Consider the following 25729-nt stretch of genomic DNA (forward strand, 5'->3'; position numbering starts at 1 on the left):
GTCGCATCTGCTGACCGGGCCGGGCGTGTATTAATCGCGGGGATCGTCCTTATGGTCCAGACGATCGCGCTGCTCATCCTTACGCTGGAATTCCCCTTCGAAGGTCTCACCGCCGCCAGTTCCGGCGCTAAAGCCGCCGCCCGGCATCCGGCTGAAGCGCAGATGCGGCATCAGCTTCATCGTCAGGTGCTTCTGCACCGGCGGCAGTAACAGCAGCAGGCCAAGGAAGTCGGTAAAGAACCCCGGGAGCAACAGCAGCAGACCGGCAATAATCAGTGAAACGCTCTTGATCATCTCCGCCGCCGGGCTCTCGCCTGCGGTCATCTTCTGCTGCATCAGCAGGAAATTTTTGAAGCCCTGGTTACGCACCAGCGACATCCCTACCACCGAGCTAAAGATCACCAGGATTAGGGTCATAAAGACGCCCAGCACGTGCGCGACCTGGATAAAGATCGATATCTCAATGTAAACGTAAAGAAAAAAGGCAATAAACGGAATCCAACGCACCGGCGTCTCCTTCATCTAACGGGCGCTGAGCTCAGCCCCCGTAATCATCAATTTGCTGATCGCATCCCACTAAGATGGGGATGCTGCGCGGCTTTTCAATCAGCGGAAATGCTTATTTTTTCCAGCAATAGGAAAGCGGTGACCCATTTCACAGATTAATAAATCTTCTCACACCCGCGATGTAATAAGTGATCAAGCTTACTGATATTCGCTATCATCAGCATATGATCTTGGGCACCAGGCCGGTTAAGGAAATAATCGTCGGCCAGAAAATATACTGAATCCTGGATATTCTGTGTATTTGGTGAATTCATTGGCAGCTTGAAAAGAAGGTTCACATGTTAAACAACATTCGTATCGAAGAAGATCTGTTGGGCACCAGGGAAGTTCCCGCGGACGCTTACTACGGCGTTCATACTCTGCGAGCGATTGAAAACTTCTACATTAGCAACAGCAAAATCAGCGACATACCAGAATTCGTGCGCGGCATGGTGATGGTGAAGAAAGCCGCCGCGCTAGCGAACAAGGAGCTGCAGACCATTCCCAAAAGCGCGGCAAATGCGATTATCGCCGCCTGTGACGAAGTCCTCAATAACGGCAAATGCATGGACCAGTTCCCGGTCGATGTCTTCCAGGGCGGGGCCGGCACTTCCGTAAACATGAACACCAACGAAGTCCTGGCGAACATCGGCCTTGAGCTGATGGGCCATCAGAAAGGCGAATACCAGTACCTGAACCCAAACGATCACGTCAACAAATGCCAGTCCACCAACGATGCCTACCCGACCGGATTCCGCATCGCGGTGTATGCCTCCATCCTGAAGTTAATCGATGCGATTAAACAGCTGGGCGAAGGCTTCCAGGCGAAAGCCGTGGAGTTCCAGGACATTCTCAAAATGGGCCGCACCCAGCTGCAGGACGCGGTGCCGATGACCCTCGGCCAGGAGTTCCATGCCTTCAATGTGCTGCTTAATGAAGAGACCAAAAGTATTCTGCGCACTGCGGAGCTGCTGCTGGAGGTGAACCTCGGCGCCACCGCCATCGGTACACGCCTCAACACCCCGGACGGCTATCAACAGCTGGCGGTGCAGAAGCTGGCGGAAGTGAGCAACTTACCGGTCGTTCCGGCGGAAGATCTGATTGAAGCCACCTCGGACTGCGGGGCGTACGTTATGGTTCACAGTTCGCTGAAACGCCTGGCGGTGAAACTGTCCAAGATCTGTAACGACCTGCGCCTGCTCTCTTCCGGTCCACGCGCAGGCCTCAACGAAATCAACCTGCCGGAGCTGCAGGCGGGTTCCTCTATTATGCCGGCGAAGGTTAACCCGGTAGTGCCGGAGGTGGTCAACCAGGTCTGCTTTAAAGTCATCGGCAACGACACCACGGTGACCATGGCCTCCGAAGCCGGGCAGCTGCAGCTGAACGTGATGGAGCCGGTGATCGGCCAGGCGATGTTCGAATCTATACATATCCTGACCAACGCCTGCTACAACCTGCTGGAGAAATGCGTTAACGGCATCACCGCCAATAAAGCGGTATGTGAAGGCTACGTCTACAACTCAATCGGCATCGTCACCTACCTCAACCCGTTTATCGGCCACCACAATGGCGATATCGTCGGCAAGATCTGCGCCGAAACCGGCAAGAGCGTGCGGGAAGTGGTGCTGGAGCGTGGGCTGCTGACGGCGGCGGAGCTGGATGATATTTTCTCCGCGCAAAACCTGATGCATCCTGCTTATAAAGCGAAGCGTTATACCGATGAAAGCGAACAGTAATCTTTCCGGTTAGTCATTGAAAGGCATGTCAGCGATGACATGCCTTTTTTGCTTTTTAGTTTTACTAAAATACAACAATCCAATATCAACTTGTTAAAAAACAAGGAAGGCATATATGTTTGGTGCAGAACTGGTTATTGTCCTGCTGGCGATTTATCTCGGCGCCAGGCTCGGCGGCATTGGTATCGGCTTTGCCGGTGGCCTTGGCGTCCTTGTCCTGACGCTTATTTTTCAAATCAAACCGGGTGCGATCCCCTTCGACGTTATTGAAATCATCATGGCGGTCATCGCCGCTATCGCCGCCATGCAGGTCGCCGGCGGGATGGATTACCTGGTCAGCCTCGCCGAACGGATGCTGCGCCGCCACCCGAAGTACATTACCTTCCTTGCCCCGCTGGTGACCTGGTTTATGACCGTACTCGCCGGCACCGGCCATACCGCCTTCTCCACGCTGCCGGTGATCACCGAAGTGGCCAAAGAGCAAGGCATTCGCCCATCTCGTCCGCTGTCGATTGCGGTCGTGGCCTCTCAGATAGCGATCACCGCCTCGCCTATCTCCGCGGCGGTGGTGTTCTTTGCCGGGATCCTTGAGCCGCTGGGCGTTAGCTACCTGACGCTGCTGGCCATCTGTATTCCGGTCACCCTGCTGGCGGTAATGCTCACCGCGATTGTTTGCAACTTCCTCGGCTGCGAACTGAAAGACGATCCCATTTACCAGGAGCGGCTGGCCAAGGGGGAAGTTAGACTGCGCGGCAGCCAGGTGTTTGAGCTGAAGCCGCACGCCAAACGCTCTGTCCTCCTGTTTTTGATCGGCATCGTGGCGGTGATGTTCTACGCCACGGCCATCAGCGATACCGTCGGCCTGATTAAGAACCCGGTGCTGCCGCGTAACGAAGCGATCGTGGTGTTTATGCTGACCATCGCCACCCTGATTAGCATCACCTGCAAAATCGACACTGGCGAAGTGCTCAACGCCAGCACCTTTAAATCCGGGATGAGCGCCTGCGTCTGCGTCCTCGGCGTCGCCTGGCTGGGCGATACCTTCGTTAAAGCGCACATCAGCGATATCCAGGCCGTGGCCGGCGACCTGCTGCACAATTACCCATGGCTGCTGGCGGTGGTGCTGTTCTTCGCCGCCACTCTGCTCTACTCACAGGCAGCCACCACCAAGGCGCTGATGCCCGCCGCGCTGCTGCTCGGCGTCAGCCCGCTGACGGCGATCGCCTCGTTTGCCGCCGTCTCGGCACTGTTCGTCCTGCCAACCTATCCGACCCTGCTGGCGGCGGTGGAGATGGACGACACCGGCTCGACGCGCATCGGCAAATACGTCTTTAACCACGCCTTCCTGATCCCTGGCGTTATCGCTATCACGCTGTGCGTGATCCTGGGCTTTATCTTTGGCGGGATTATGCTGTAAATACCGCTGGCGGCGGGCCCCGCGCGGGCCCGCTGCCCGTTTCCCTCCCCTACCCCCGATCGTGACGCTAATATCCCCGCATCTTGCGTGCTATAGTGCCTCTTTTCGCTGATACGAGGTTCATGATGACTACGCCTGATGCTGTTGTTGTGCTCTGTACCGCGCCGGATGAAGCGACCGCCCAGGATCTGGCGGCAAAAGCGCTGGCGGACAAGCTGGCCGCCTGTGCCACGCTGCTGCCGGGCGCCACCTCGCTCTATTACTGGGAAGGGAAACTCGAGCAGGAGTATGAAGTTCAGATGCTGCTCAAAACCGACCTTGCCCATCAGCAGGCGCTGCTGGATTGCCTGAAGTCTCACCACCCGTATCAAACCCCTGAACTGCTGGTTCTACCCGTCATTCATGGAGACAACGATTACCTCTCATGGCTTACCGCATCATTACGCTGATCCTGCTGCTGTGCAGCACGTCAGCCACCGCCGGGTTATTCGACGCGCCGGGGCGCTCGAACTTCGTGCCTGCTGACCAGGCCTTCGCCTTTGACTTTCAGCAGCAACAGCACGATGTCAACCTGAGCTGGCAAATCAAGGATGGTTACTATCTTTATCGTCAACAGTTTACCTTTCGCGCCGCCGGGGCGACGATCGACGAACCGGCGCTCCCGGCAGGAGAGTGGCATCAAGATGAGTTTTACGGCAAAAGCGAGATTTTCCGCCAGCGCCTGACCGTGCCGGTCACGGTGAAGCAGGCGGAGAAAGACGCCACCCTCACCGTCACCTGGCAGGGCTGCGCCGATGCCGGATTCTGTTATCCACCGGAAACCAAAGTGATCCCGCTGAGCGCCGTGCTGGCGACTTCTGCCGACGGCCAGGCAACCGCCATCGAGCCCATGCCGTCGACGAGCAGCCGTCCGGCGTTCAACCCGCCGCTGCCGGTTGAGCCGCGACCGGCCCCGGAGCTCGCCACATCACCTGCGCCTGCCGCAGTGCCGCCTGCAGACACGCCTGCCCGCCTGCCCTTTACGGCGCTGTGGGCGCTGCTGATAGGTATTGGTATCGCCTTCACCCCCTGCGTGCTGCCGATGTACCCGCTGATTTCCGGCATTGTGCTGGGCGGAAAGCAGCGGCTTTCCACCGCGCGCGCCCTGCTGCTGGCCTTTATTTACGTCCAGGGGATGGCCTTAACCTACACCGCGCTGGGGCTGGTGGTGGCCGCCGCCGGTCTGCAGTTCCAGGCGGCCCTGCAGCACCCGTATGTCCTGGCGGGACTGTCGGTGGTATTTATTCTGCTGGCGCTCTCCATGTTCGGCCTGTTCACGCTCCAGTTGCCCTCCTCGCTGCAGACGCGGCTGGCGCTGCTCAGCAATAAGCGCCAGGGCGGCTCGCCCGGTGGCGTTTTCGCGATGGGCGCCATTGCCGGACTGATCTGCTCCCCATGCACCACCGCGCCGCTGAGCGCCATCCTGTTGTATATCGCCCAGAGCGGTAATCTGTGGCTGGGCGGCGGCACGCTGTACCTCTACGCGCTGGGCATGGGCCTGCCATTGATCCTCGTCACCGTATTTGGCAACCGTCTGCTGCCGAAGAGCGGCCCGTGGATGAGCCATGTGAAGACCGCCTTCGGGTTCGTGATCCTGGCTCTGCCCGTTTTCCTGCTGGAGCGCATTGTCGGCGACCCGTGGGGATTACGTCTGTGGTCAATGCTTGGCGTCGCCTTCTTCAGCTGGGCGTTTATCACCTCGCTGGGCGCTACCCGGCCGTGGATGCGGCTGGTACAAATCATCCTGCTTGCTGCCGCGCTGGTCAGCGCGCGGCCCCTGCAGGACTGGGCATTTGGCGCTCCGGCAGTCGAGCAGCAGGCGCATCTGACGTTCACCCGCGTCAACTCGGTGGCCGAGCTTAACCAGGCGCTGGCGCAGGCAAAAGGCCAACCGGTGATGCTCGATCTTTACGCCGACTGGTGCGTGGCGTGCAAAGAGTTTGAAAAATACACCTTTAGTTCACCTGACGTGCAGCAGGCGCTGAAAGGCACCGTGTTATTACAGATTGATGTGACGAAGAACAGCCCGCAAGACGTCGCGCTGCTGAAACACCTGCAGGTGCTCGGTCTGCCGACGATCTTGTTCTTCAACGCTGAGGGTCAGGAACAGCCTGAGCGGCGAGTCACCGGCTTTATGGATGCCGCGGCATTCAGCGCCCATTTGCGCGATTGGCAAGCGTGAGCGACACTTTAGGAGGAAAGATGGAGGAGAACACCGTGCTACGTGAAGACGTCCTGGCAGAAGCCATTAAAATTCTTGAAATTGAAGGTATCGCCAACACGTCGCTGGAGATGGTCGCTGAGCGCGTGTCCTGTCCGACGAGCGACCTGAAACGCTTCTGGCCCGATCGCGAAGCGCTGCTGTACGACGCGCTTCGCTATCTGAGCCAGCAGGTGGATGCCTGGCGCCGACAGTTGCTGCTGGACGACACCTTAAGCGCAGAGCAAAAGCTGCTGGCACGCTATGCCGCGCTCACCACCTGCGTTAGCAACCACCGCTACCCCGGCTGTCTGTTTATCGCCGCCTGCACCTTCTATCCCGATCCCCAGCACCCCATTCACCAGCTGGCGGAACAGCAGAAGCAGGCTTCGCTGGCCTATACTCATGAGCTGCTGACTCAGCTGGAGGTGGATGACCCGGAAATGGTCGCTAAACAGATGGAGCTGATCGTCGAGGGCTGCCTGAGTCGTCTGCTGATCAAGCGTAGCCAGACGGATGTGGATACGGCCCGGCGGCTGGCAGAAGATATTCTGCGCTTCGCCCAGTGTCGTATGGGCGGCGCCTTAACCTGATTCTGATATCCTAACCGCCACGTCGCGCCTATAATTTCCCCCTCACTGATTGCTGACAGGGATTGATATGCGCGCGTTCTTCTGGGCTGCCTGGCTGGGGCTGTGCTCCACACCTCTGCTGGCGGCTCCCCTGCAAGGTTTTTCCTTTACGCAAAAAGACTGGGAGCTCGCCTGCGATAACACTGGCACCTGCCGGGCGGCGGGTTACGGCGTCCGCATGGGCGAGGTCAGCGTGCTGTTGACCCGCAACGCCGGCAGCGAACAGCGCCTCGCCGCCACGGCCACCTTTGCGCAAATCGAGCACGATATCCCCGCCGACTCCACCGCCAGCCTGCTGATCGACGACCAGGATCTTGGCGCGCTGGACGCCCAGGACGACAGCCACTTCCGTCTGGACAGCGATCAGACTGCCGCCCTGCTACAGGCCCTGGCGAATCAGCGCAAAATCGAATTCACCCTTAACGGCCAGCACCTGCCGCTTTCCAGCGCCGGCAGCCGCGAGGTACTGGGTAAAATGGATGCGTTTCAGCGACGCACCGGCACCGCCGACGCGCTGCTGGATAAAGGCGATGCCGGCGACGATGCCATTTTGCCAGCCACTGCCGCCCCGGAGATTATCGCCGCCCCGGTGATCCATAACGCGCAGCCGGTGGCGCTGAGCATACTTCAGCGCCAGAAGCTGCTGCCCTCCCTGACGCCGCTGCTGAACCAGCGCTGTGACGACTGGCAGAACCCGGCCATCCCGGCGGCAGAGCGCCAGATCACGCTGACCGCGCTGGATAAAACCCATTCTCTGGTGCAGGCGCTCTGCTGGCGAGCGCCCTATAACGACGGCTATGCGCTGTGGCTGGTCGATAACGCCCAGCTGAACAAGCCACGGTTGCTGACCACCGAGGCCTCGAGCTACGCCAACGGCACTATCGTCTTTTTGCACAAAGAACGGGGCATTGCCGACTGCCTAACCGGCGAAACCCGCGTCTGGGACGGTAAAACCTTTACCCCCAGCCTGAAGTACAGCACCGGTATGTGTCGGGAAATCACCCCCGGCGGCACCTGGATGCTGCCGACCTTTGTCAGCCAGGTGATCCCCAGGCAGCAGAAAGAGGCGGATAACCTCGCCCTGCGCACGCTGTATAACGCAGTGTTAAAAGCGCAAAAAAGCGATCCAGAATTGTCGCTGAATAAGGTCGCCGAGCAGTTTCCGTTAACCGGCCATATTACCGACTTCACGCTCACCTACGCCGATGACACCCTGGTTTCGACCAGCAAACCTTCCCCGGATATCAGCGATGACGAGTGGCAGGCGTTTCTGCGCTCCTCGATCAGCGCAGATTCAGAAAACGGTAAAGTCAGCTTTACCCTGATCGATCTCGACGGTGACGGCAAACGCGATCTGATCATCGACAGCTACGTGGGCGGCACCGGGCTCTTCAGCTACACCGGGGTGCTCCGGCGCGGCGATAATGACTTTGCCGCCGTCGACGGCAGCGACAGTGATAACGGCGATGATTTCGATGCCGGGGTGCCCGGCGCCCTCTTTTCTATCAATGGCCGCGGGGCTAACCAATGGAACCACTGGGTCAAAATCAACGGTCAGGTGTATGCCCTGTGGTACAACGGCCAGTTTGGCGAAGATAATCTCTACCTGCTGCGCCCGTTCAGCACTGCGAGCCAGACGCCCGCGGTGACGGTTCGCTATCGCTATACGCTGAACAGCATCCGCTCCCCGGAGAAAGACCAGCCGTTAACCCCACCCCTCAGCGACAGCGATAAAATGGATCTGCTGCGTTCGCTGGAGGTCATGCAGGGCAGCCTGCTGAAAGACAAACCCGTCAGCGACAACGATGCGCCGATCTGCCCCATCCCACCGGGCACCTCCGCCGACGAGGCGGATAACTACTACAGCGGCGTCGCCATCAACTATATCTATGAGACAGTGGCCTATATTCCGGTCTGGCTGAACGGGAAGTGCTATATCGGCACTATTTTTAGCCACCATGGCGCCTATCGCCACGGCGTGGATGCGGAAATTACGCTGAGCTCCCCGCGCGAGGATGAAGAGGTCATTGGCGATTATATTATCTCCGGGTTGCGCCACGTAATCGCCATTACCAGCGGCTGGAAAACCCGCGAGGGTGATAACGGCATGCAGTGAAGTTAAGCCAAAACGCGCCTTTGAACGCAGAATTGCCGCAAAGATAAGCAATCGATAAGTAATTTAAGAAATTTGGTTGACGGGGTGGGCGGATTACGGTTTAATGCGCCCCGTTGCCCGGATAGCTCAGTCGGTAGAGCAGGGGATTGAAAATCCCCGTGTCCTTGGTTCGATTCCGAGTCCGGGCACCACTATTTAAAGAACCCGCCCAAAAGGCGGGTTTTTGCTTTTCTGCATCAGGACTCTTCATCGAACTGCGTTCGATTATTCGCCGCACAGCGGCTCACCCCTTCGGGGCCAGCGCGACAAGCGCGCTGTTCAACGCCTGCGGCGTTAGTCCGAGTCCGGGCACCACTATTTAGAGAACCCAGCCTATGGCTGGGTTTTTGCTTTTCTACGATCGGACTCTCCATCGAACTCCGTTCGATTATTCGCCGTACAGCGGCTCACCCCTTCGGGGCCAGCGCGACAAGCGCGCTGTTCAACGCCTGCGGCGTTAGTCCGAGTCCGGGCACCACTATTTAAAGAACCCGCCCAAAAGGCGGGTTTTTGCTTTTCTGCATCCGGACTCTCCATCGAACTCCACTCTATGATCCCCTACCCGGCGGCGCTGCGCTTGCGCGGGCCTACGCTGTTTGAGCCTGCGGGGGGACCCGTAGGCCGGATAAGGCATTTATGCCGCCATCCGGCACAACCGCGGGTACGGCGTCTGATGTGTATCGCCCGGTGGCGCTGTGCTTGCGCGTGCCTACACTGTTTGAGCCTGCGAAAGGACTCGTTGGCCGGATAAGGCATTTATGCCGCCATCCGGCACAACCGCGGGTACGGCCTCTGATGTATATCACCCGGCGGCGCTGCGCTTGCACGGGCCTGGGGGATGAGGAAACGCCTGCGCAAACGCAGGCCGGATAAGACGAAGCCGTCAGGCAAACGCCATGAAGAAAGGGATTACTCGGCGGCCGTTTTCCCTTTGCCGGGCAGCCTGAACGCTTCGCCATAGGGCTTCGCGATACCCATGCGATATTGTGTCTCTTTGGCCGCCTGGTGGAGGTCGGCAAACTCCTCTTTCGGCGCTGGCGGACGTTGCGCCTTTTTCAGACACTGATTACGATGGTGACGGATCCACTCTCTGTCATCATCGTTCAGGCAGCGCTGCATCACCTCAATCCATCTGGATGCCGCCCGACGGTAGAGCCCACTCGCCTCTAACCGTTCAGCAATACTGTCCCTTATTCTCATCCACCTCGCTCCTCTGATGCTTTCACGATATCCCATGGTATTCCGACACCTGAGCCGGAATACCATGGTAGAGTTAATTTATGACAAAACTATTCCTGTGCAGCGCAAGGAATATATTCATTATAATAATCGCTGTGCATAGCAAACCGCATTCGCGGTAATTACTTCCAAAGAGCTCCGGAATTATATGTCGAACGCCGCCATAGATACCGGACGGTATCGACGGTTGTACCTATCAATAGCTATTTAATTTATTATATTTCCGTTATCAAATACCTTGCGATGTCATCCACTCCCTGTACAACCAAGCCTCATGGCGACCTAACGGAGTGCTCCAGCAGTTTATTTCTGAAGATAAATAAGCAGGCTTCATTAAAATTATCTAACCCCAGTCGCTCATAAAGCGCAGTGCGCTTCCGGTAAAGGCTTTTTACCGAGGTATTCAGATTCACCGCCACCTCCTCCATGGTCATACCCGCCCCAAGCAAACGTAGCATTAACTGTTCAGACAAACTTAAGCGCAGATCGTCAAACCACTCTTTGGTCAGCCGCTTGCTCTTCATCTCCAGAAAAAGCCCAAATAATGTCGCCATATCGGCGGGTGATAATGACATGTTTAAAAACGATTTCAGACTCAGTAAATGCTCTTCCCGATGGCGCATATCGAGGACGATACAACATATTCGCTTTCTGGATTGTGCCGCCTCCATCACCAGGTAATCGTAATGACAAAGCGGCGAACGGCTATCAACCAGCAGAGAGACCTCATCAACCTCATTATCTAAAATCGTTTTTCCGCTAGAATCTAACTGAATGATATCAGGAAAGAAATTCTTAACACCTTGAAAAAGATAGTAATCCTGAGTAACCAATATCATTGAAGTTGCCACAAATCGTCCCTTTAACATTTAATCAACAAATTCTCGTCAACCAGACGTTTTCCTCCCCCCTTTGGACGCTTCGCATGGCGGTAAAAATAACGAGACCTGTGATTTATCATTAGCGCGGCATCTGACTCTGGCTGTGAAAACCCTCCTTGCGTTCTGATGGAAAATAAACGGATTAATTATAAATAAAAAAAATCCACAGAAAAGATGCTTTTTTTGGCATTGAGAATTTTTGTCAGAAATCATCTTAAATATCCAGTGAAAACCACCAACCTCTTCACAATATAAGCAGCACATCAATTTTGAAACAAAATTCCAACCCTCTTTCTTTTTTATTTATTTCAGTAAGTTAAAGAAATCAACTTCAACAACGCCGCTCGAATTAAGTCGATTTTACAGAATTATCTTAAAACGCAGCTCATCATTTATCCATATTTATCCGCTGCCGTATCGGGTATAAATTATCCATTCAATTATCAACAGGAGATATGTTTATTACTTTGCAATAAGTCATTCACCTGCAGTGCCAGTCAGCTAAATGGGACCATCCTCATCCTTTAACTCACCGTCAAAGGACGGTCGTGTTGTGCAATGGATTCTTGATGAACATATGGCAAATAGAAATGGAAAGATCACCTTATTCAAATACGTTATTGTTTAATCGCAACACGAAACTCTCGCTGTCAATCGGCTTGCTTTTGCTCTTCCCGGCGCTGGTTCAGGGAGCAGATTCGCTCTATGACCAGCAGATCCTGCAAGCGCGTCAAGGCCAGTACGCCCCCTTTCTCTCTTATCTTCAGCAGTACCAGCTGCGGCATGCCTTAACCCCTTCTCAGGTGGCGGACTGGCTGCAGGTAGCTCTCTGGGCCGGCCAGGACGATGAAGTGGTGAAAGTCTGGCGACGCTATCAGGTTTATATGCCGCTTCCCGCACGCGGTACCGCCGCGGCGGCACAGGCCCTGCGTAACCAGAAACAGTGGCAAGCCTCGCTCACCCTCTGGCAGCAGGCTCTCAGCCAGGCCCCTGACAGTGACGATTATCGTATCGGCTATATCAAAACGCTGGCCGATGCCCGCAAGGACGGCGAGGCGCTCAGCGAAGCGCGTCGCCTGGTAGCGGAGCAGGCGAGCGTTGCCCACCTGCAGACGCTCTCTTATGTCTACCTGCGGCTTGGCAAAAGCTGGGACCAGCTGTTGGTGGACACGCAGATCCTCGATCGCGAACCGCAAAACAAAGCCGCGCTGGCCAGCCTGATGGCGACCCTTACCCGCAACCGGATCGATTCCCCTGCTCTCGGCCTGGCGGATAGCGTCGAACTGACGCCTGCGGAAAAGCGCAATCTGCAGTTGAACGCCGCCGCCGAACTGGTGCGCCTTGCCGATACCCCTTCCCGCGAAGAAAACGCGCGTTACGCGCTGGCCCGCACGGCGCTCACGCAGTATGACGCGATGATTGCCGCCTGGCACCCCGACCCACAGGCTGCGCCCGACATCATCCGGGCGCGCATTGATCGTCTGGGTGCGCTGTACGCCAATGCAGATTACGCGCAGGTCATCCGTGAATACCAAAATCTCATCGCGCAGCAGCAGACCGTTCCCGACTGGGCCATCGGCTGGGTCATCTCCTCTTATATCGCCCTTAAGCAAATTGAGCCTGCGCTGACGCTTATTCACCAGCATCCCTCGTGGCTGACAAGCCAACAGAATGAGGAACACGAGCTTTTCTACGCCCTGCTGGACACCGGTCAGTACCCGGCGGCGCAACAGTATGTCGCCCGCCTCACCCGGAATGCACCCTACATCCGTCGTCTCTACGGTTCGCCGACGCCGCAGCCGAATGACGACTGGCTCACCGCACAGTCGCTTAACGTGCACTATTTAGCGGCCACCAACGCCCTGCCGCAGGCCGAAGCCCGGATGCAGCGCCTGGCGGCAACGGCCCCCGGCAATCAGGGCCTGCAGATAGATTATGCCGCCCTTCTGCAGGACAGAGGGCTACCGCGAGCCGCCGAAAGCCAGCTAAAAGCAGCGGAATCTCTGGAACCCGCCAGCCTGCAGCTGGAGCGCCAGCAGGCCTGGGTCGCCCTCGATCTGCAGGAGTGGCGGCAAATGGATCAGCTGACTGACGACGTCGTCGCCCGCTCGCCACGGGATCTGAATACCCAGCGCCTGGCCAGAGCGCGCGAGGTCCATCATCTTTCCGAACTTCGCCTGAGCGTTGGCAAAGGGCTGCACTCCGACAACCCGGTGAGCGGCACCCACGACCTCAGTTTTGAGACGGCGATCTACAGCCCGCCGCTAGCCGACAGCTGGCGGTTGTTCGGCGGGCACCGCTTCGCTGAAGGCAATTTTGAAGAGGGGAAAGGCAGCCGTCGCCAGCTGTTCGCCGGCGTTGAATGGCACCCGCGCGACTACTGGGGCGAGCTTGAACTCTCCAGCGTCAATTTTCACGGCGAGAACAAGCCCGGCGTCCGCCTTTCCACCGCCCACGACGTCAGCGATCGCTGGCAGCTGGGCGGCGAACTGGAGCGGATTTCGCAGCAGACTCCGCTGCGCGCGTTACGCAACGGCGTCAGCGCCAACCGCGGCGAAGGCTGGCTGCGCTGGTATCAAAACGAACGCCGGGAATACCGCGTCAGCGTGGCCGCCAGCCGGTTTACCGATCGTAACCGCCGCCAGGAGTACACCCTCTCCGGTAAAGAGCGCCTCTGGCAGACGCCGTGGTTAACGCTGGATCTGCAGCCCGGTCTGTCGGCCAGCGCCAATAGCCGCACCGACACCGCCTACTACAGTCCGGCACGGGACCTCGCCGCCACCGCGGCGCTGGCCGTCGATCACACGCTTTACCAGCGCTATGACACCGTCTGGAGCCAGCAGCTGCTCGCCGGCGGCGGCAGCTACTGGCAAAAAAATCACGCCGCCGGGGCGATCACGGTGCTGGGTTATGGGCAGCGCCTGCGCTGGAACAACGTCGTCGACACCGGGGTGATGCTGAACTGGGACAAACGCCCCTACGACGGTAAACGCGAAAACAACCTCGCCATCACTCTTGATGCAAATATACGGTTTTAAGGATGACCATGCTGAACACTACCCTGCGCAACGGCCTGATGCTTCTCGTCTGGCTGTGCCTTATCTTCAGCGTGCGTGCTGAGGAAGTCCCCTTCCTCGCCCCGCAGCAGCGCCCCCAACCGGAGGCCAATCAACCCTGGCCGGCGGATCGCTTTCTGGTGCTGGCCTACCATGACGTCGAAGACGATGCCGCCGACCAGCGTTATCTTTCAGTGCGCACCAGTGCGCTCAACGAGCAGATCGCCTGGCTGCTGCATCACGGCTACCATGCGGTGAGCGTCCAGGACATTCTCGATGCACACCATGGCGTTAAGCCGCTGCCGGCCAGGGCTTTTCTTCTCAGCTTCGACGATGGCTATAGCAGCTTTTACACCCGCGTCTGGCCGCTACTTAAAGCCTGGAATGTTCCGGCGCTGTGGGCGCCGGTGGGCAGCTGGGTGGACACTCCCGCTGGCCAGCCCGTTAATTTTGGCGGCCTGATGACGCCGCGCGAGCGCTTCGCTACCTGGAAGATGGTGCGCGAGCTCAGCCGCTCGCCGCTGGTGGAGATCGGCGCGCACACCTGGGCCTCGCACTACGGTCTGCCGGCCAATCCGCAGGGCAGCCGCGAGCCCGCCGCCGCCAACCGCGGCTGGGATAAAACCACCGGCCGCTATGAAAGCGACGCGCAGTTTACCCGGCGCATGGCCGATGACGTGCAGAAAGTGACGGCGAAAATCCACGAGGTCGCCGGGAAAGCGCCGCGCGCCTGGGTGTGGCCCTATGGCGCCGCCAGCGGCAGCACCCTGGCTATCGCCAAACAGCAGGGGTATCAGCTGGCGTTTACGCTGAACGACGGCCTGGGCAATGTGAAAGATCTGGACAATATTCCGCGCATGCTGATCGCCGGTAACCCGTCGATCAAGGCCTTTGCCAACGCCGTAACCCAGATTCAGGAAGCCGATCCTGTTCGGGTGATGCATGTGGATCTGGACTATGTCTATGACCCCAATCCCGTCCAGCAGGCGAAGAATATCGATAAGCTGGTGCAGCGCGTCTATGACATGAAAATCAGCCATGTCTTTCTGCAGGCCTTTTCCGACCCGCAGGGCGACGGCACGGTCAAGTCGCTCTATTTCCCCAACCGCTGGCTGCCGATGCGCGCCGACCTGTTTAACTTCGTCTCCTGGCAGTTGCAGACCCGCGGCGGGGTGAAGGTGTATGCCTGGATGCCGGTGCTGGCCTTCGATCTCTCGTCCGATCTGCCGCGCGTTCAGCGCTGGGATCCGCAAACCGGGAAGGCGTTACTTGCCCGCCAGCCGTACGTCCGTCTGTCGCCCTGGGATCCCCGGGTTCGCCAGCAGATCACCGACATCTACGAAGATCTGGCCCGGCACGCCAGCTTCAGCGGGATTCTGTTTCACGATGACGCCGTGCTGACCGATTTTGAAGACGTGAGCCCGGAGGCGGTCGCCGCCTGGCGGCAGACGGGTCTGGGGCACGATGCCGCCCCGGTGCCCCAACGTCCGCAAGAGCGCCAGGCATGGATGCGTTTCAAAAGCCAAACCCTGACCCGCTTCACTCTGGATCTACGCCAGGCGGTGCAGGCCATCCGCGGCCCGCAGGTGAAAACGGCGCGTAATCTCTTCGCCCTGCCGATCCTGGAGCCGCAGAGCGAAGCCTGGTTCGCGCAGAATCTGGATGACTTCCTTGCCGCCTATGACTGGACGGTACCCATGGCGATGCCGCTGATGGAGTCCGTACCGATTGACGCCAGCCAGGCCTGGCTGACGCGGCTGGTCCAGGCCGTCGCCAGCCACCCGGGCGCGCTGAAGAAAACCATCTTTGAACTGCAGGCCCGAGACTGGAACCGACGCCAGCAAAACGCCATTCCCGACCAGCAGCTGGCGGACTGGATGCGTTTGCTGCGGCTGAACGGCGTCAAAAACTACGGCTACTACCCTGACGATTTTATTAACAACCAGCCTGATATCTCCCGTATCAGGCCGCAATTTTCTTCCTGGTGGTACCCTGACCATGACTGATCGCATTATCGCATTGTGCATTTTATGCCTCGTATTCGGGCTGCCGTTAGGCGTCGCAGCGGTATTTACCGGCGAGCTTATCCTCGACTTTGTCTTCTTCTGGCCGCTGTTTATGTCAGTGCTGTGGATCACCGGGGGCCTTTATTTCTGGTTTCAGCTGGAACGCCACTGGCCGTGGGGGGAGGATACCCCGCCGCCGACGCTGCCCGGCAATCCGCTGATTTCGATCCTGATCCCTTGTTTTAACGAGGAGAAAAATGCTCGGGAAACCATCAGCGCGGCGCTGGCCCAGCGTTACGCCAATCTCGAAGTGATCGCCATTAACGACGGCTCTTCGGACAACACCGCCCAGGTGCTCCAGCAGCTGGCGCAGGAGGAGCCGAGGCTGCGGGTGATCCACCTTGCCGCCAATCAGGGAAAAGCGGTAGCGCTCAAAGCAGGCGCCGCCGCCGCCCGCGGCGATCTGCTGGTCTGCATCGATGGCGACGCCCTGCTGGACCGGGATACCGCGGCCTGGCTGGTCGCGCCGTTGATCCACTATCCGCACGTCGGGGCGGTCACCGGCAATCCGCGGATCCGCACCCGATCCACGCTGATCGGCCGCATTCAGGTGGGTGAGTTTTCGTCGATCATTGGGCTTATCAAGCGGACGCAGCGGATCTATGGCCGGGTCTTTACCGTCTCCGGTGTGATTGCCGCCTTCCGGCGCCAGGCGCTGGCGGACGTCGGCTACTGGAGCCCGGATATGATCACCGAAGATATTGATATCAGCTGGAAGCTTCAGCTCCGCCACTGGGACATCTTTTTCGAGCCGCGGGCGCTGTGCTGGATCCTGATGCCGGAGACCCTCAAAGGGTTATGGAAGCAGCGTCTGCGCTGGGCGCAGGGCGGCGCGGAGGTTTTTCTGGTCAACCTCCGTCGCCTGTTTCACTGGGAGCATCATCGGATGTGGCCGCTGTTTCTGGAGTATGCCTGCTCCACGCTGTGGGCCTTTGCCTACGCGGTTACCATTCTGCTGTTTATCCTCAGCCGCCTGATGCCGCTGCCTGACAATCTGGCGGTGCACAGCCTGTTTCCGCCGGAGTTCACCGGCATGCTGCTTGGCGTGATGTGCCTGCTGCAGTTCGTCGCCAGTCTGTATATCGAGCGACGCTACGAGAAAAAGGTCGCCAAATCACTGTTCTGGGTGATCTGGTTCCCGATGGTCTACTGGATGATCGGCCTGCTGACCACGCTGGTCGCTTTTCCGAAAGTGATGGTGAAACGTCAACGTTCCCGCGCGCGCTGGGTGAGTCCGGACCGGGGAAAAGGAAGCCTGTGATGAATGAAAATACGCTCATCTTAACCGAACACCGTGTGCTGCCCCGGCTGGTCGACGCCGGTTTAACGCTGCTGGCCTGGCTCGGTTTTCTGTTCTTTCTGTACGCCAATTTGCTGATGCAGTTCATCGCGCCGCCCTCTCCGCGCTGGGAGTCGCTGATGGCTTCACTGAATACGGCGCTGGTGTATCTGCTGATTGCCGCACTGAACGGCTGGCTGTTGATCCTCTGGTATCATTACAACCGGCGCCGCGCTCGCACCCGGCATCATACCGCGGTGCTCACCCTGCGACATGATGAGCTGGCGAGCAGCTTTAACGTTGCGCCGCAGATTATCTCGGAGATGAGCCGCTATAATTTGCTCACCGTTTACCACGATCAAATCGGGCAGATTATTGATTTAAAAAGCCACGCGTTACCGCCGCCGCAGGAAGAGAGCGATCGCGCATGAGAGCAAGGCCGCCGTCGGCGGCCTGTATGGGTTACGACGCCGTGGATCAGCCGCCGGCTTTTTTGATGGCGGCTTCCAGCGAGGCCTGATCCGCCAGCCCCGGGAAGACGGTGATGCTGGCTTCCGTGGCGCCGGTGGTCGGCATCACGATCACGCCCGGCGTGCCGCTCAGACCAATCTCCTGCGCCAGATCGTTAATGCTCTGCAGCACCGGTTCGACGTCGGTGGCCTTCTTCGCATCAAAGCCGGCTTTCTTCGCCTGCTGCTGGATATCCGCCGTCGTCAGCTTACCTTCGTTATGGCCGGTAGCGTAAATCCCGTTATGGTAGGCCAGATAGGCATCCGCCCCTTTCTGCTGATAGATCTGCAGGCCGGTTTTTGCCGCCTCCAGCGAGCTTTCCCAGCGGCCGCCGAAAATCGGCCACTCTTTAAAGGCGAAGCGGGTCTGCGGGTGCGCTTTAATCACCTGCTCCATCACCGGCGCCAGACGGCTGCAGTACACGCACTGGTAGTCGAAGAATTCGATCACCGTGACTTTGCCGTTGGCCGGGCCGTAGGTCGGGGTATTTTTATCCTGGGTCAATACAGCCGCGTTTTTCAGCACTGCCTGAGTGGCCGCGCTGGCCTGCTGTTCAGCCTGTATTTGCTGCAATTTCTGGCTCGCCTGCAGGAGGACTTCCGGGTGGGCGACCAGGTAGTCGGCGGCGATTTTGCCGATTTTCGCCTCCTGTTCCGGGGTGAAAGTCGCCGGCGCGTCAGCGGCAGAGGCCATCGCCGGCAGTAAGACAGCGCTCAGCAGGGCGACAGAGAGGTATTTCTTGTGGCCAGACATAGTGGGGATCCTTGCGATAAGTGAACGGCAGGTGAGCCTGGGTGACAAAATATCACCCTTTTTCGCCGAAGCCTTGCCCAACGGCGCGTTGATTCGTAACTTTATTTTTCAGGCACGCTTTTCCCGCGCGACGGCGTGGGTCTGCGTCAGTGGTCAATGCGCCCCAGGCGGAGTACCCTGCGCAGCGGTTTTTCTTGCTCTTTTTTCAGGTGGTTTCTCTCGAAATGAATGCGTTACTCCAACAATGGGACATGGCGGTGATTATGCTGCAGATTGTCGCCATCGATTTACTGCTGGGCGGCGATAACGCCGTGGTGATAGCCATGGCTTGCCGCAAACTGCCGCCACAAAAGCGCACCAAAGCGATCATCATCGGTACCGTGGGGGCGATCCTGGCGCGCGTGCTGCTGCTGGCGCTCGCCCTGTATCTCCTGTCGCTGCCGTGGCTGAAAATAGTCGGCGCGTTGCTCCTGCTGTGGATTGGTATGAAGCTGGTGAGTAATGAGGAAGAAGAGAGCGAGGTCGGCAGCTCCGCGAGCCTGTGGCGCACCGCGATCACCATCACCGTCGCCGATGTGATCATGTCGCTGGATAATGTGTTGGCGGTCGCTGCGGCGGGGAAAGGGCACATTGCGCTGGTCGCCCTCGGCGTGGCGATCAGCATTCCGATTATCGTCGCGGGCAGTAAACTGGTCCTGGTCCTGCTCACCCGCTTTCCCGCCGTGGTGCTGTTGGGCGGAATGCTCATCGGCTGGATTGCCGGCTCAATGCTGGTCAGCGATCCCACCATTCAGCAACTGTTTCCCGCCGCCGGGGACGGCACCGCGCGCGTGGCTGGCGCCGTCGGCGCGCTGCTGGTGCTGTTTGAAGGATGGCGCCGCCGCCCACGGCCGCAGGCGAAAGAGTAGCCTCGCCCACGACGCCGCCGACCCCGACGGCGTCAAGTTTCCGCCACTTTTCTTCCCCTTCAGGGCGCATTTGCCCTACGCTTTATACTGACGCCTGTTCCAGGGAATATGTAACCACCGCACTGAGCATAGATGAGATAAAATCATGGAATTGAAGGATTATTATGCCATTCTCGGGGTGCAACCAACCGACGATCTGAAAACTATCAAGACCGCCTACCGCCGCCTGGCGCGCAAATATCACCCCGACGTCAGTAAAGAAAGCGATGCCGAAGCCAAATTCAAGGATCTCGCCGAAGCCTGGGAAGTCCTGAAAGATGAGCAGCGGCGCGCCGAATACGATCAGCTCTGGCAGCATCGCAACGATCCCGGCTTCGGTCGCCAGCAGCAGACACACGAGCAGAGCTACAGCCAGCAAGATTTCGACGACATCTTCTCCTCCATGTTTGGCCAGCAGGCGCATCAGCGTCGCCGTCAGCATGCCGCACGCGGCCACGATCTGGAGATCGAAGTGGCGGTGTTCCTTGAAGAGACGCTGGCCGAGCAGACACGCACCATCAGCTATAACCTGCCGGTGTACAACGTGTTTGGCATGATCGAAAGTGAAACGCCGAAAATGCTGAATGTGAAGATCCCCGCCGGGGTAGTCGATGGTCAGCGTATCCGTCTGAAAGGCCAGGGAACGCCGGGCGAAAACGGCGGCCCGAACGGCGATCTGTGGCTGGTTATCCACATCGCTCCGCATCCGCTATTCGATATTGTCGGCCATAACCTGGAGATCGTCCTGCCGCTGGCGCCATGGGAGGCCGCGCTGGGTGCGAAAGTCACGGTGCCCACCCTGAAAGAGAGCATTCTGCTGACGGTGCCGCCGGGCAGTCAGGCAGGGCAGCGACTGCGTATCAAGGGCAAAGGGCTGGTGAGCAAAACCCACACTGGCGATTTGTTCGCCGTCATCAAAATTGTCATGCCGCCAAAACCAGATGAAAAAGCGCGTGAGCTCTGGCAACAATTGGCCGCCGCCGAAGCCAGCTTCGATCCGCGTAAGACATGGGGGAAAGCCTGATGGCTACAGTAACAGTGACGTTTACCATTACCGAATTGTGCCTGCGTACCGGGGTATCGGAAGAGGAGCTGACGGAGATCGTCGGCTTGGGGATGATTGAACCGCACCAGCCGCAGGCGGAAACCTGGCTATTCGACGACAGCGCGGTGACGATTGTCCATCGCGCGGTGCGCCTGCGTAACGAGCTGGAGCTGGACTGGCCGGGGATCGCGGTGGCGCTGACCCTGCTGGATGAGAACGCGCGGCTGACCCGCGAAAATCGCCTGCTGCAGCAGCGCCTGGCCCGCTTCCTCGCCCACGGATAGGGCGACATCCCGGGTGGCAGCGTTCCGCCTTCGTGCCGGATGGCGGCTACGCCTTATCCGGCCTACAAACTAAGCACAGCGCAAGCCGGGGAATTTCCCGGGTCGCGGCGTTCCGCCTTACCCGGGCTACCGGACAGTGCAAACAGTAGCCCGGCTAAGCGCAGCCGAAAGCCGGGGAGTTCCCCGGGTCGCGGCGTTCCGCCTTACCCGGGCTACCGGACGGTGCAAACAGTAGCCCGGCTAAGCACAGCGCAAGCCGGGGAATTTCCCGGGTCGCGGCGTTCCGCCTTACCCGGGCTACCGGACGGTGCAAACAGTAGCCCGGCTAAGCACAGCGCAAGCCGGGGAATTTCCCGGGTCGCGGCGTTCCGCCTTACCCGGGCTACCGGGCAGTGCAAACAGTAGCCCGGCTAAGCGCAGCGCAAGCCGGGGAGTTTCCCGGATAGCGCAAACCGGGAATAGCGCTTAATCCGGTAACGAACCGGCGAGATTACGCGCGGAGACGCTCTCGCTGACCGGCGCGGGCGGCTCCGGCGCCTTAGCTGGAGCCGCCGCTGGCGCGGATACCGGGGCGGAAGAGGCCGGCTGGATCTCAAGGAACGAAGCCAGCATCTTACGCAGCGTTTCCGGTTTAGTATCTTCCGCCAGCAGCGCCGCCAGCATCGACGGCAAGCGGCTATCAACTTCCCCTAACGCCAGCCCCGCCAGCAGCGCCGTACGCGACATATCGCCGCGGTCGCCACGGTGATGGGCCTCAATTTTTGCGTCCGCGAAGCGCTCGCTGGCGCTGATATCCGGGCGCAGGTAAATCAGCACTTTTCTGCGATCCAGAGTCATAGACGCTCCTTAACCAATAATTTTCAGACCACGCACCAGGGCAAACTGCGGCTCTTCAGCCACCACGAAACGGTCCTCGCGCAGCCCCATACGTTCACGAATCGCATCGGCCACCAGCGGCGCGCCGCCGCCAATCACGATGGCGTGCGAATAGCCTTTAAAGCTATCAATCGCCGTCAGGACGCGGGTGGTCAGACGTTCGATGCTGTTATTGATCACCTTCTTCACCTCAGAAACCGCATCCGGATCGTTGATGTTGTCGGTCAGGTATTCTTCGTCGTGGCGGTTGATGATTATCTGGTCAACGTTATAGCTGGAAGTGTCGGTATTCGCCCGGGCCAGCGCCAGCTTAACGGCATCGGTCACCAGCGATACCCCCAGCTTCGGATCGCCGTAAATGCGCGAAACCGAGGTCATCTGCCCGGCGACCATTGAAATATCCAGCGTGGTGCCGCCAAGGTCGATAATCAGCACCGAATGCGACGGTTTCAGTTCATCGCACAGGCTGATCCCCGCCGGAATGGATTCCGGACGCACGGTAACTTTCGTGATATTGAACACCACGCCTTTGTTCAGTTTAACGTCGCGCAGCAGGCTCTTTTTCTTGCGCTCAATATTGTCGAGGCGATATTGCGCATCTTCGTCGTAAAATTCGGTCAGCGGCAGGGTGACCACAATCTCGACATCCTGCGGCTCAAGACCGCTGGTCAGCAGCGCGTGATGGACAGCGATGGAGTTCAACGGGCTATATTGCCAGTCAATGTTATTGGTGGGGAGCGCATCGGGGGTGATCAGGTCGAAAGAGTACTTTTCATCATCCACGGTGTAGTTAAAGGGCTTCCCGGAACCGAAGGTGGCAGACCAGCCGCGTTTGAAACTGTTGGGGCTGATATGGGTGAAAGTTTCGCCATCTTGCTCCCACAGCATTTTGATATTGGTTGAACCATCATCGATAAAAATGCGCATCGCATTGCTCCATCACTGAGACAAATAAGAGAAAAATGTAAGACCCAAAAAGAGTAGCAAGAGTTAAAAAGCCGCGCAAGAGCACGAAAAAGAGACAATTCCGAGTTTTATTTGAGAACAAATGGAGAAGAAAACAATTCAATGCGCCCTGAAAGAGAAATAAATGAGACAAAATAGAGAAATACAGTTTCTCTCTTTCTGTCTGTTTCAGACACTGTTCTTTTACAAAAAGAGAGCATCCCTCCCCTCTTTCCTCAGCGGTTTTCGCACGCTTTTTACACCTGGTTGGGTACCACAATCGGCCGTTCCGGCTCAGCGACATTTTCCGGTACCCGGCGATATTTATCCAGCAGGTGAATCTGAATACGGCGCAACATATCGCCATTCAGTTTGTAATAACGGAAATAGAGAAACAGCGTCAGGGCGAAAAAGAGCGTCGGCAGCGCAATCATAATCGCCTGCATCCCCAGCAGCGTGTGAGATGACTGCACAACATTCGGCACGTAGCCGATGATACCGAGCACGATGGCAATAAACCAGGCCGCAAACGCCGAGCCCGCTTTCACCACCAGCGTCTGTACCGAGTAGGCGATGCTTTCGCAGCGGATATTCATCGTATATTCGCCGTAGTCGACGGTATCGGCCACCATAATAACCTGCAGCACCCAGAACAGCGCGGTGCCGATATTCAACAGCACCCCGGCCAGCGAAATCAGCGCGATGTTGTAAACGCCGCTCAGCGCCATCAGCAACAGCACGCCGCAACCCAGCACGGGCATGATCGAAGCACCCGCCCACAGAATGCGCCGCGACAGCCCTCTCACCAGTCGTGGGAACAGGATCAGCGTCAGCAAATTCGCCGCCCCCGCGTAGGACATGTAATACGGGAACATCTCCGCGCTGCCAATCACGTAGGTAAAGTAGTAAATGGCAAAGCCAGCGATAATGTTCGCCGCCGTGTTATAGGCCAGCGCCATGCCTAACAGGCAGGCCAGCTGATCGTTTTTATAGATGAGCGCCACCATCTGGCGCAGTGAAAGATGGCTGGAATCCTCGCTCACGCCGCTATCCGAGGAGTAAACCTCATGCACGTTACGCAGGGTGACCAGGGTGGAAATCACAAAGAAGGCAATCAGCACCAGGGTAAACATCTGGAAACCGAAACCGCGGTCGGCGCCGCCCACGGCGCTGACAAACGGCAGCGTGACGCCGGCCGTCACAAACCCAGCAAGGCTGGCGAAAAAGCGCGGGTAAGGCACCAGTTGTTCACGTTCACGTTTATCGAGGGTAATGGTCGGCACCAGCGACCAGAACGGCACATCCATGATGGTATAGGTGAAGCCCCACAGCAGATAGGTCAGCCACACCCACGCCAGTAGGGCCCCGCCGCTGAAGTGATGGGCGCTGAACAGCATATACAGCACCACCGAGTTGGTTATCGTGCCGATCAGGATCCACGGTTTAAACTTCCCCCATCGCGATCGCGTACAGTTGACGATCCATCCCATGATCGGTTCGGCTATCGCATCGAGGATCCTTGCCACCAGGAACAAGGTGCCAACCACCCCAACCGACAGGCCAACAATATCGGTGTAGTAATACATCAGATACATGTAGACGATACCGATAGCGAAATCTTTACCAAAGGCACCAAATCCGTAGCTGAGCTTTGTTGTCATTGAAATACTCATAGGGTCCAGGTCGCTGTCGCCAGCGCCTCCTTCAGCGTTTGATAGAGCGTGACAGGCACCGCCGGGTTCGTTGCCCCCGGCGGCATGAGAGGATTAACGGTGCAGCCAGGCCGGCAGCCAGTCGCCGTGGCTGGCGATCAGATCGTCCACCAGCGCGTAGATCTCTTCGATCCCCAGCACCGCGGCGGTGTGCGGATCCATCATCGTGGCGTAATAGACGTAATCCCGGTCTTCGTTGAGGATCGCCTGCGTCAGCAGCGTTTGTACGTTGATGTTGGTCTGCATCAGCGCCGCCAGATGCGCCGGCAGCGCGCCCACTTTGGTCGGCTGAATACCGTTGGCGTCCACCAGGCAAGCCACTTCCACGCAGCAACCCTGCGGCAGGTTGTCGATGAGATTATCGTTGCGCACATTGCCGTACACCACGCTTGGCTCGCCGGTCCAGATGGCGTTCATGATGGTGCTGGCATACTCGCGGGATGGTTTCACCTCGATGCGCTCGCCGCGCTGATAGCTCTCCAGCTCCTGATGCCAGTTGGCCAGCTGCTCGACGCAGCGTTTAGGGTACTCATCCAGCGGCACTTTATAGCGGGCAATAAGGTCATCACGGCCCGGCTTGATAAACCATGGCGTATATTCCGCGAAATGCTCCGACGATTCGGTGACAAAGTAGCCCAGCTTTTTGAACATTTCGTAGCGGACGATGTTTTCGCAGCGCGGGTTGCCGTGCAGGTTAGGCTTCGGCGCCCGGCCCTCGGCGTAGGCCTGCAGCAGGTCGGGATAGAGACTGACGTAGCTGCCGTCAGCGAGCTTTTTCTCCAGCGACAGATAGAACGCCATATGGTTAATTCCCGCGCAGCGGTAGCGTAAATCCGCCGGATCGAGATCGAGGTCGCGCGCCAGCTCTTCCGCCGTCCCCTGTACCGAATGGCAGAGGCCAACCTGCTTGATATGCGGGTAGCGGGCGTACATGGCCCAGGTATTCATCGCCATCGGGTTGACATAGTTAAGCAGGGTGGCATCCGGGCAGACCTCGGTCATATCGTCGCAGATAGCCCACAGGTGGGGGATGGTGCGCAGCGCGCGCATAATGCCTCCCGGCCCCAGCGTATCGGCAATGGTCTGCTCCAGGCCGTGGCGCTTGCAGACGGCAAAATCGGTGACGGTACAGGGCTCATAGCCGCCAATCTGGAAAGCGACGACGACAAAATCGGCGCCCTGCAGGGCGGTTTTACGATCGCGATGGCAGCTGATTTCGCCGTTCGCGCCCACCGAATCCATCAGCTTGCGCACCACGATATGCGACTCTTCCAGCCGGGTTTCATCGATATCCATCAGCGCGATATGCGCCGATTTCAGCGCCGGGCGCTGGAAAACATCACCGAGAATATTTTTGACGAACACCGTCGAACCGGCGCCGATAAAAGTAATTTTTGGGGCGGTCATCACG

21 protein-coding genes, 1 tRNA gene and 3 pseudogenes are annotated in these 25729 nt (G+C 58.2%); 15 read left to right on the forward strand and 10 right to left on the reverse strand.

Going from position 1 to position 25729, the window contains the following annotated elements; all coding sequences use genetic code 11:
- Nucleotides 1-30: 30 nt before the first annotated feature.
- Nucleotides 31-507 carry an FxsA family protein gene (locus tag AC3EMD_RS25355; RefSeq protein WP_302073833.1) on the reverse strand — a complete coding sequence of 159 codons (477 nt, stop codon included), beginning with the start codon at nucleotides 505-507 and terminating at the stop codon, nucleotides 31-33.
- A 338-nt stretch (nucleotides 508-845) separates the two neighbouring features.
- Between AC3EMD_RS25355 and aspA the strand changes: the two genes are divergently transcribed.
- The 7 genes from aspA to AC3EMD_RS25390 all read left to right on the forward strand — a co-directional run bounded on the left by aspA (nucleotide 846) and on the right by AC3EMD_RS25390 (nucleotide 8877).
- On the forward strand, nucleotides 846-2282 hold the full coding sequence (gene aspA / locus AC3EMD_RS25360; protein WP_002885424.1) for an aspartate ammonia-lyase: 1437 nt from the start codon (nucleotides 846-848) through the stop codon (nucleotides 2280-2282).
- A gap of 115 nt (nucleotides 2283-2397) precedes the next feature.
- A complete protein-coding gene (locus AC3EMD_RS25365; RefSeq protein ID WP_008807221.1) occupies nucleotides 2398-3699 on the forward strand; it encodes an anaerobic C4-dicarboxylate transporter in 1302 nt (433 codons plus the stop codon).
- A 125-nt stretch (nucleotides 3700-3824) separates the two neighbouring features.
- A complete protein-coding gene (gene cutA, locus AC3EMD_RS25370; RefSeq protein ID WP_008807222.1) occupies nucleotides 3825-4148 on the forward strand; it encodes a divalent cation tolerance protein CutA in 324 nt (107 codons plus the stop codon).
- Nucleotides 4124-5920 carry a protein-disulfide reductase DsbD gene (locus tag AC3EMD_RS25375; protein WP_008807223.1) on the forward strand — a complete coding sequence of 599 codons (1797 nt, stop codon included), beginning with the start codon at nucleotides 4124-4126 and terminating at the stop codon, nucleotides 5918-5920. Before cutA ends, AC3EMD_RS25375 begins: the two co-directional genes overlap by 25 nt.
- Nucleotides 5921-5955: 35 nt before the next feature.
- A complete protein-coding gene (locus AC3EMD_RS25380; RefSeq protein ID WP_032691323.1) occupies nucleotides 5956-6531 on the forward strand; it encodes a transcriptional regulator in 576 nt (191 codons plus the stop codon).
- A gap of 67 nt (nucleotides 6532-6598) precedes the next feature.
- On the forward strand, nucleotides 6599-8686 hold the full coding sequence (locus AC3EMD_RS25385) for a DUF1176 domain-containing protein (RefSeq protein WP_080929044.1): 2088 nt from the start codon (nucleotides 6599-6601) through the stop codon (nucleotides 8684-8686).
- Nucleotides 8687-8801: 115 nt separating this feature from the next.
- Nucleotides 8802-8877, forward strand: a tRNA-Phe gene (locus AC3EMD_RS25390).
- A gap of 757 nt (nucleotides 8878-9634) precedes the next feature.
- Here the strand turns inward: AC3EMD_RS25390 and AC3EMD_RS25395 are convergent.
- A complete protein-coding gene (locus tag AC3EMD_RS25395; RefSeq protein ID WP_306047856.1) occupies nucleotides 9635-9991 on the reverse strand; it encodes a PerC family transcriptional regulator in 357 nt (118 codons plus the stop codon).
- Nucleotides 9992-10131: 140 nt separating this feature from the next.
- On the opposite strand from AC3EMD_RS25395, the pseudogene AC3EMD_RS25400 reads away from it, so the two are divergent.
- Nucleotides 10132-10239, forward strand: a pseudogene (locus AC3EMD_RS25400) (hypothetical protein); the annotation flags it as partial.
- Here the strand turns inward: AC3EMD_RS25400 and AC3EMD_RS25405 are convergent.
- A complete protein-coding gene (locus tag AC3EMD_RS25405) occupies nucleotides 10237-10803 on the reverse strand; it encodes a helix-turn-helix transcriptional regulator (RefSeq protein WP_012969132.1) in 567 nt (188 codons plus the stop codon). The pseudogene AC3EMD_RS25400 and the gene AC3EMD_RS25405 sit on opposite strands and share 3 nt — an antisense overlap.
- Before the next feature lie 632 nt (nucleotides 10804-11435).
- Between AC3EMD_RS25405 and pgaA the strand changes: the two genes are divergently transcribed.
- Genes pgaA through pgaD form a run of 4 tightly spaced genes read left to right on the forward strand, consistent with a single transcriptional unit; the run spans nucleotide 11436 to nucleotide 17677 of the window.
- A complete protein-coding gene (gene pgaA / locus AC3EMD_RS25410; protein ID WP_302073834.1) occupies nucleotides 11436-13883 on the forward strand; it encodes a poly-beta-1,6 N-acetyl-D-glucosamine export porin PgaA in 2448 nt (815 codons plus the stop codon).
- 8 nt (nucleotides 13884-13891) lie between these two features.
- The gene (gene pgaB / locus AC3EMD_RS25415; protein ID WP_302073835.1) at nucleotides 13892-15907 is read left to right on the forward strand and encodes a poly-beta-1,6-N-acetyl-D-glucosamine N-deacetylase PgaB; all 2016 of its coding nucleotides are present in this window, start codon (nucleotides 13892-13894) and stop codon (nucleotides 15905-15907) included.
- Complete coding sequence (pgaC, locus tag AC3EMD_RS25420; RefSeq protein ID WP_008807230.1) at nucleotides 15900-17228, forward strand: poly-beta-1,6-N-acetyl-D-glucosamine synthase; 1329 nt, start codon at nucleotides 15900-15902, stop codon at nucleotides 17226-17228. The genes pgaB and pgaC overlap by 8 nt, the downstream gene beginning before the upstream one ends.
- A complete protein-coding gene (gene pgaD, locus AC3EMD_RS25425) occupies nucleotides 17228-17677 on the forward strand; it encodes a poly-beta-1,6-N-acetyl-D-glucosamine biosynthesis protein PgaD (protein WP_012543140.1) in 450 nt (149 codons plus the stop codon). Before pgaC ends, pgaD begins: the two co-directional genes overlap by 1 nt.
- A 46-nt stretch (nucleotides 17678-17723) precedes the next feature.
- Here the strand turns inward: pgaD and AC3EMD_RS25430 are convergent, their stop codons facing one another.
- The gene (locus tag AC3EMD_RS25430; protein WP_008807232.1) at nucleotides 17724-18509 is read right to left on the reverse strand and encodes a DsbA family protein; all 786 of its coding nucleotides are present in this window, start codon (nucleotides 18507-18509) and stop codon (nucleotides 17724-17726) included.
- A 224-nt stretch (nucleotides 18510-18733) separates the two neighbouring features.
- Between AC3EMD_RS25430 and AC3EMD_RS25435 the strand changes: the two genes are divergently transcribed.
- A complete protein-coding gene (locus tag AC3EMD_RS25435) occupies nucleotides 18734-19417 on the forward strand; it encodes a TerC family protein (protein WP_008807233.1) in 684 nt (227 codons plus the stop codon).
- Here AC3EMD_RS25435 and AC3EMD_RS25440 read toward each other — a convergent pair.
- A pseudogene (locus AC3EMD_RS25440) lies at nucleotides 19380-19487 on the reverse strand (hypothetical protein); the annotation flags it as partial. The gene AC3EMD_RS25435 and the pseudogene AC3EMD_RS25440 overlap by 38 nt on opposite strands.
- 75 nt (nucleotides 19488-19562) lie before the next feature.
- Here AC3EMD_RS25440 and cbpA point away from each other — a divergent pair.
- Both cbpA and cbpM read left to right on the forward strand, forming a co-directional pair.
- On the forward strand, nucleotides 19563-20480 hold the full coding sequence (cbpA, locus tag AC3EMD_RS25445; protein WP_022064628.1) for a curved DNA-binding protein: 918 nt from the start codon (nucleotides 19563-19565) through the stop codon (nucleotides 20478-20480).
- Nucleotides 20480-20785, forward strand: coding sequence for a chaperone modulator CbpM (gene cbpM / locus AC3EMD_RS25450; RefSeq protein ID WP_012543142.1), 306 nt, complete (start codon nucleotides 20480-20482; stop codon nucleotides 20783-20785). The genes cbpA and cbpM overlap by 1 nt, the downstream gene beginning before the upstream one ends.
- 465 nt (nucleotides 20786-21250) lie before the next feature.
- Here the strand turns inward: cbpM and AC3EMD_RS25455 are convergent, their stop codons facing one another.
- The 5 genes and pseudogenes from AC3EMD_RS25455 to melA all read right to left on the reverse strand — a co-directional run bounded on the left by AC3EMD_RS25455 (nucleotide 21251) and on the right by melA (nucleotide 25725).
- The gene (locus tag AC3EMD_RS25455) at nucleotides 21251-21622 is read right to left on the reverse strand and encodes a plasmid partitioning/stability family protein (protein ID WP_064171531.1); all 372 of its coding nucleotides are present in this window, start codon (nucleotides 21620-21622) and stop codon (nucleotides 21251-21253) included.
- A 9-nt stretch (nucleotides 21623-21631) separates the two neighbouring features.
- Nucleotides 21632-22588, reverse strand: a complete 957-nt coding sequence (gene parM / locus AC3EMD_RS25460) for a plasmid segregation protein ParM domain-containing protein (protein WP_004146678.1) — start codon at nucleotides 22586-22588, stop codon at nucleotides 21632-21634.
- Nucleotides 22589-22726: 138 nt separating this feature from the next.
- Nucleotides 22727-22858 (reverse strand): annotated as a pseudogene (locus tag AC3EMD_RS25465) (hypothetical protein).
- Nucleotides 22859-22863: 5 nt separating this feature from the next.
- Nucleotides 22864-24279 carry a melibiose:sodium transporter MelB gene (melB, locus tag AC3EMD_RS25470; RefSeq protein ID WP_302073836.1) on the reverse strand — a complete coding sequence of 472 codons (1416 nt, stop codon included), beginning with the start codon at nucleotides 24277-24279 and terminating at the stop codon, nucleotides 22864-22866.
- A gap of 93 nt (nucleotides 24280-24372) precedes the next feature.
- Nucleotides 24373-25725 (reverse strand): alpha-glucosidase/alpha-galactosidase, encoded by a 1353-nt coding sequence (gene melA / locus AC3EMD_RS25475; RefSeq protein ID WP_038422008.1) that lies wholly within the window; start codon nucleotides 25723-25725, stop codon nucleotides 24373-24375.
- Between the last annotated feature and the right edge of the window lie 4 nt (nucleotides 25726-25729).

The organism is Klebsiella sp. PK18, assembly GCF_057784655.1.